Genomic DNA, 5,191 nt, shown 5'->3' on the forward strand with positions numbered 1-5,191 from the left:
CCACCGGCTCCGGCTTATCGACTAGCCGGCCGGGCGGCGCGGCCGGGCGGCGCGGCCGGCCGCCGGGCGCGCGCGGTCGGGCGGTCGGGCGTGCGGTCGGGCGGTCGGGCGGTCGGGCGCGCGCGGTCAGGCGGTCGGGCGGAGCGGGACGATCCTGGTGGTGACGCGGGCGTTCGGGCGCTCCGCCGTGCCGGCCGCGCGGCCGCAGGTGTGGGACGCGACGTCGCCGCCGACGTGCAGGCCGGTCGGGACGAGCCGGTTCGTCCGGAACGCCAGCGACGGGTCGCGCAGCATCGGGTTCGACCAGGGGATCACTTCCGACAGCAGCGTGAACGTCGGGTCGATCACCTTGGTGACGCCGTCGTCGTCGACGACCTCCACCCAGGCGTGCACGACGTCGGGCAGCCCGACCACCCAGCCGATCCGGGTCGTCGCGGGCACGCCCTCCTCGCGGCAGAGCCGCTCGATGTAGCGGCTGGCGGCGCCGCAGCCGGCGAAGCCGCGCGGGACGAGGTCCGGGTCGTCGCGCAGCTCGACGGGCAGGCGCAGGTAGCGCGGCTCGGCGCCGATGAACTCGCGGACGATCGCGCGCAGCGCGGGGGCCCGCAGCACCGGGCAGTCGCCGACCGTCCGCAGCACCGCCGAGATCGCCATCGCGGGCCCGGACGACCGGGCGGTGGTCGCCGCCGCGTCGGGGGCGCCGGCGACGCGGCGTCCGCCGCGCCCCGGATGCGCGCGGACGTGGCGGACCGCCCCGCCGTACGCGCCGGTGCGGGGCCGGGCGAGCGCGTTGTGGGCGTCGGGACGGCAGCCGTCGGGGTCCCCGCAGGCGACGCGGAGCTCGAACCGGGACACGCGCGGCGCGATGAGGTCCTCGCAGGACGAGCGGGTCCAGCGCAGCAGCGACGTGACGTCCCGCTCGACCGGTGTGCGGCCCGTCCCGGAGTAGAGGGCGAGGTTGAACAGGTCGCGCGAGTCGAACCGCTCCCGGCCGCGCTCGCCGCTGGACGGCAGGCCGTGCCGGGCGAGCGCGGTCAGGGTCCGGTCGTCGCAGGCGAGCATCCGCGCCGCGTCGGCGCGTCCGGTGTCGGGGCGGTGGTGGGCGGGCGGGATGACGTAGAGCCCTTCGAGCGCGCGCAGCAGCCGGCGGTCGGCGCCGTCCCCGGCGCGGGCCCGCGCCGGGGACCTGTGTGCGGCGCCCACGTCAGCGCTTCACGATGCGGTAGTCGGACGGGTCGAGGGTGCGGGTCCGGCGGCGGTAGCCCAGCATCGAGCCGGGCCAGTTGCCGGCGTTGCGCCGTCGGCCGTCCGCGCCGGCGCCGGAGTGCAGGTACCAGCTGTCGCAGCCGCCGGCGTTCCAGACCGTCCCGTCGAGGCGGCGCTGGAGCGCGGAGTCGAAGTCGGCGAGCACGCCCTCCCGGACGTCCATGTAGAGCACCTCCGGGTCGCGCAACGCGCGGGCCGCCTGCACGATGTAGGAGATCTGGCTTTCGAGCATGTGCACCACCGACCCCGAGCCGACATTGGTGTTGGGCCCGTACATCAGGAAGAAGTTCGGGAAGCCCGCGACGGCCATACCCAGGTAGGCTCGCGGTCCGTCCCGCCATGCCTCGTCCAGGTCCCGCTCAGTGAGACCTGTCACGCGCATCGGGGCGACGAAGTCCCGCGTGCGGAAGCCGGTGCCCATGATGACGGTGTCGGCCGGGTACTCGCGCCCGTCGGCGGTGACGAGGCCGTCCGGGGTGGCGCCGACGACCGCGCTGGTGACCACGTCCACGTGCGGGAGGTCGAGGGCGCGGTAGTAGTCGCTGGAGATCAGGACGCGCTTGCAGCCGAGTTCGTAGCCCGGGACGAGGCGCTCGCGCAGCCGCCGGTCCTTCACCGACCACAGCGTGGTGCGGCAGAGCGCGCGGACGTGCGCCGACAGCAGCCGGCGGGCGCGCGGCGAGACCAGCATCGGGTTCAGCAGCGCCTCGAACCAGACGAACACCGCGAGCCGCGACAGCCGGGGCAGCAGCGGGATCCGCCGGTTGAGGGCGGTGCGCAGCGGCGGGTAGCGGCGGTCCCACTTCCAGCCGACCCACTGCGGTTCGCGCTGGAAGACGGTCAGCTTCGCCGCGCGCGGCGCGATCCGCGGGACGAACTGCACCGCGCTCGCGCCGTTGCCGACGACCGCGACGGTCCGTCCGGTGAGGTCGTGGCCGTGGTCCCAGCGCGCGGAGTGGAACACGGTGCCCGCGAAGTCCTCCAGCCCCGGGACGTCCGGCATCGCCGGGACGCTCAGCTGCCCGCACGCCGCGACGAGCAGGTCGGCCCGGTGCATTTCGCCCCCGGCCGTCCGCAGGTTCCACTGCCCGGTCTCCGGGTCGAAGCCGGCGCGGGTGATCTCGCAGTCGAACCGGATGTGCTCCAGGACGCCGTACTTGCGCGCGCAGTGCCGCAGGTAGGCGAGGATCTCCGGCTGCGGCGCGAACCGCCGCGACCAGTCCGGCTTCGGCTCGAACGAGTAGGAGTACAGGTGGGACGGGGCGTCGCAGGCGGCGCCCGGATAGGTGTTCTCCCGCCACACGCCGCCGACGTCGCCGGCGCGCTCGAACACCGTCAGGTCGGTGAAGCCGGCGCGGAGCAGCCGGGCGGCGAGCCCGAGCCCGCTGAAGCCGCCGCCCACGATCGCGATCGACGGCCGTCCCCGCATGCCCGTCACATCCCTCGCTGATTGGCGCTACGCCAATAGTGACGGACGTGCCGTCAAAATGAAACGGCGGGACCGCCCCGGGCGGGACGCGGACGGCGGTGGCCGGTAGAGGACGGGTCGCTCAGCCGTGCGCGGCAGGGCGCCAGGGCGAATCGGGCTCCGTGGCGCGCGGGCGCTCGGCGACGCGCAGCGCGTAGGTGGGGGTGTCGGCGGCGACCGGGCCGAGGTAGGCGTGCCCCGTCAGATGGCACCAGGCGGGCAGGTCGATCGGCGCCGCCGGGTCGCTGGCGATGAGGTGGACGACCGTCCCGGGCTCCAGGCCCGCCAGGTGCCCGCGCAGCTCCAGCAGCAGCCGCACGCAGGAGCGGTCCCCGCCGTCGATGACCACCGGTTCCGAACCCATCCGGCCTCCCCCAGCGCCCGCGTCTCCGGCGGGCATTCACCCCATGGGGGAAATATAGGGCTTTGTGGGCTCCGCTCGCCGCGGAACAACCCGCGCCGGACGGCTGTTGCACGGAGTGGGATCACGCGCCGCATCGGCGGCGGACGGTCCCGCCGGAGCGCCGGCAAGGGCGATCGACAGCTCGTCGGTGCGGCTTCGGAGCAGCGGCGACCGCATCCGGCCGCCGTCCGCGAAATCCCGTCGGAGTCACCGCCCGGGGTCGCGCATGCGCGCATCCGAAGCGACGAACACGGAGCAATCGGAAGCGAACGCGATGATCGACAATATGAGGGACCGGCGCCCCACTCTTGACCCTCTCTTTCAGGCTTCGTCCAGCTTTGGGGCTTACAGTCGCAGTGAAGCACCCCCAGAAGTCACCCACGTGAGGAACCTGACCTTGGGGCGAGCCATGGATCTCGGAGCAGCACGAGTGGAGAGCACGGAGACCTGCGGGACGGTGTCCTTCCCCGCGGAGGTCGACCTGAGCAACGGCGAGGCGATCCTCGCCCAGGCCCTCGGGCTGCTCGACTCCGGGGCGCCCGCCCTCATCCTCGACCTGTCCGGCTGCACGTTCTGCGACTCCAACGCGCTGAACATCATCCTGCGCTCGCAGATGCGCGCCACCGAACTCGGCGTGCCGATGTGGGTGGTGCTGCCGCCGCGCGGCATCGTCCGCCGGGTCGCCGAGGTGGCGGGCCTGCCGCGCCGCGTCGCCATCGCGCCGGACGTGACGACCGCGCGCGAGGCGCTCGAACCCGTTCCGCACGCCTGACCCGTCCCGCGCATCCGCCCCCGCCCCGGCGGCGGCCGGTCCGCCGGGGTCGCGCGTCCTTCCCCGTGGCTCAGCCGACGCGTTCGATCCGGGCGTGCCGGATCAGGAACTTCCCCGCCTCGCGCACCTGCTCGAACGCCGCGTCGTTCAGCAGCACGCAGCTGCCCGACGCGGACGTGACGGCGACCGTGGTGGACCTGCCGTTGTCGAGGTTCGTCACCTTCACCTTCGTCCCGACCGGCAGCCGGTCGCTGGACGCGGCGGGCGCGCCGGCCTCGCCGGACAGCGTCACCGTCGACCCCGGGCACACGACGTCGCCGCTCCCGGACGCCGCGGGCGGCGTGCTCCGCGCGGACGGCGTGGGCGCCGTGCTGGAGGACGGCGCGGGCGCCGCGCCCGAACCGCCGGCCGCCGCCTCTTCCTCCTTGCCGCAGAAGGACTCGGTGAAGGCGTCGACGGCCTCGCCCCGCGCCTTCCTCGCCCGCGCACCCAGGCACAGCGACGTGACCTTGTTCGCCGGCCCGATCCCGCTGGTCGCGTTGACGGTATCGGCGAACCGTTCGCGCTGCCGGCAGTGGAAGGCCAGCCCGAAGTCCAGCTTCGCGTCGCCCTTCGCCGCCTGCGCGTCCACCGCCCGGCAGATCGCGCTGACCTGCATCGCGGGTTTCTCGCCCTTCGCGCGCGCCGCCTGCCGCTGGTTCTCCAGCTCCGCGAACTGCGTCTGGTCGCACTGCTCGGCGGCGGCGACGTCGACCGCCCGGCCCGCCGTGATCTGCCGTTGCAGGGCGGCGCACCCGGACGACTCCGCCGCCACCCGTCCCGCCTGCCGCTGCTCGCCTCCCCCGCACGCGCCCGCGCCGAGCACCGCCAGCAGCCCGGCCGTGCCGAGCACCGCGCGCACCGCATTCCGCCGCATCATTCGAACCGCTCCTTCCGGTGGGGAACTCGCCTGGGTTACGAGCCCCGGCGGACGGCCGGTTCATAGATCAACTCCGCCTTAAATCCGCCCGAACTCCGCCTTGACCGGGGCGTTCGCGTGCCGCGGCGGGGCGCCGCGGCACGTGATCTCTTTGCGTGATCTTGTGCTTCGCGGGATGCCGCGCGCCCGCCGGCCGGGCATGGATCACGAGGACCGACGCGGACGGGTGTGGGAGCGGGGCGCGATGCAGGTGCAGCCGACGGGCGGACTCGGGCGGATCCCGATCCTGGACGTGGCCCCGGTGGTGGGGGGCGGCCGGTGGCCGGCGAAGGCCGTGGTGGGCGAGACCATCGAGGTGTCGGC

Annotated in this window: 6 protein-coding genes; 2 read left to right on the forward strand and 4 right to left on the reverse strand. The window is 74.6% G+C overall.

Annotated features, from left to right (window positions below):
- Positions 1 to 126: 126 nt before the first annotated feature.
- The 3 genes from ABT299_RS52085 to ABT299_RS52095 all read right to left on the reverse strand — a co-directional run bounded on the left by ABT299_RS52085 (position 127) and on the right by ABT299_RS52095 (position 3,098).
- Positions 127 to 1,203, reverse strand: a complete 1,077-nt coding sequence (locus tag ABT299_RS52085) for a hypothetical protein (protein ID WP_500255403.1) — start codon at positions 1,201 to 1,203, stop codon at positions 127 to 129.
- A gap of 1 nt (position 1,204) precedes the next feature.
- Complete coding sequence (locus ABT299_RS52090; RefSeq protein ID WP_500255404.1) at positions 1,205 to 2,695, reverse strand: flavin-containing monooxygenase; 1,491 nt, start codon at positions 2,693 to 2,695, stop codon at positions 1,205 to 1,207.
- A 121-nt stretch (positions 2,696 to 2,816) separates the two neighbouring features.
- Positions 2,817 to 3,098, reverse strand: coding sequence for a sulfurtransferase TusA family protein (locus tag ABT299_RS52095; RefSeq protein ID WP_190868700.1), 282 nt, complete (start codon positions 3,096 to 3,098; stop codon positions 2,817 to 2,819).
- 469 nt (positions 3,099 to 3,567) lie between these two features.
- On the opposite strand from ABT299_RS52095, the gene ABT299_RS52100 reads away from it, so the two are divergent.
- Positions 3,568 to 3,909: an STAS domain-containing protein gene (locus tag ABT299_RS52100; RefSeq protein WP_206700389.1), complete on the forward strand. Its 342-nt coding sequence runs from the start codon at positions 3,568 to 3,570 to the stop codon at positions 3,907 to 3,909.
- A gap of 70 nt (positions 3,910 to 3,979) precedes the next feature.
- Here the strand turns inward: ABT299_RS52100 and ABT299_RS52105 are convergent, their stop codons facing one another.
- Entirely contained in the window at positions 3,980 to 4,828 is an 849-nt protein-coding gene (locus ABT299_RS52105) for a hypothetical protein (RefSeq protein ID WP_500255405.1), read from the reverse strand.
- Between the two features lie 244 nt (positions 4,829 to 5,072).
- On the opposite strand from ABT299_RS52105, the gene ABT299_RS52110 reads away from it, so the two are divergent.
- Positions 5,073 to 5,191: maltotransferase domain-containing protein (locus ABT299_RS52110; protein WP_387027150.1), on the forward strand; the 119-nt coding region annotated here is incomplete at its 3' end.

Source organism: Spirillospora sp. NPDC000708 (assembly GCF_040299565.1).
Lineage (GTDB): Bacteria > Actinomycetota > Actinomycetes > Streptosporangiales > Streptosporangiaceae > Spirillospora.

Excerpts from the sequence above, each read along its gene's own strand:
- ABT299_RS52105 (WP_500255405.1), bottom strand. The coding sequence starts at position 4,828 with ATGATGCGGCGGAATGCGGTGCGCGCGGTGCTCGGCACGGCCGGGCTG.
- ABT299_RS52095 (WP_190868700.1), bottom strand. The coding sequence starts at position 3,098 with ATGGGTTCGGAACCGGTGGTCATCGACGGCGGGGACCGCTCCTGCGTG.
- ABT299_RS52090 (WP_500255404.1), bottom strand. The coding sequence starts at position 2,695 with ATGCGGGGACGGCCGTCGATCGCGATCGTGGGCGGCGGCTTCAGCGGG.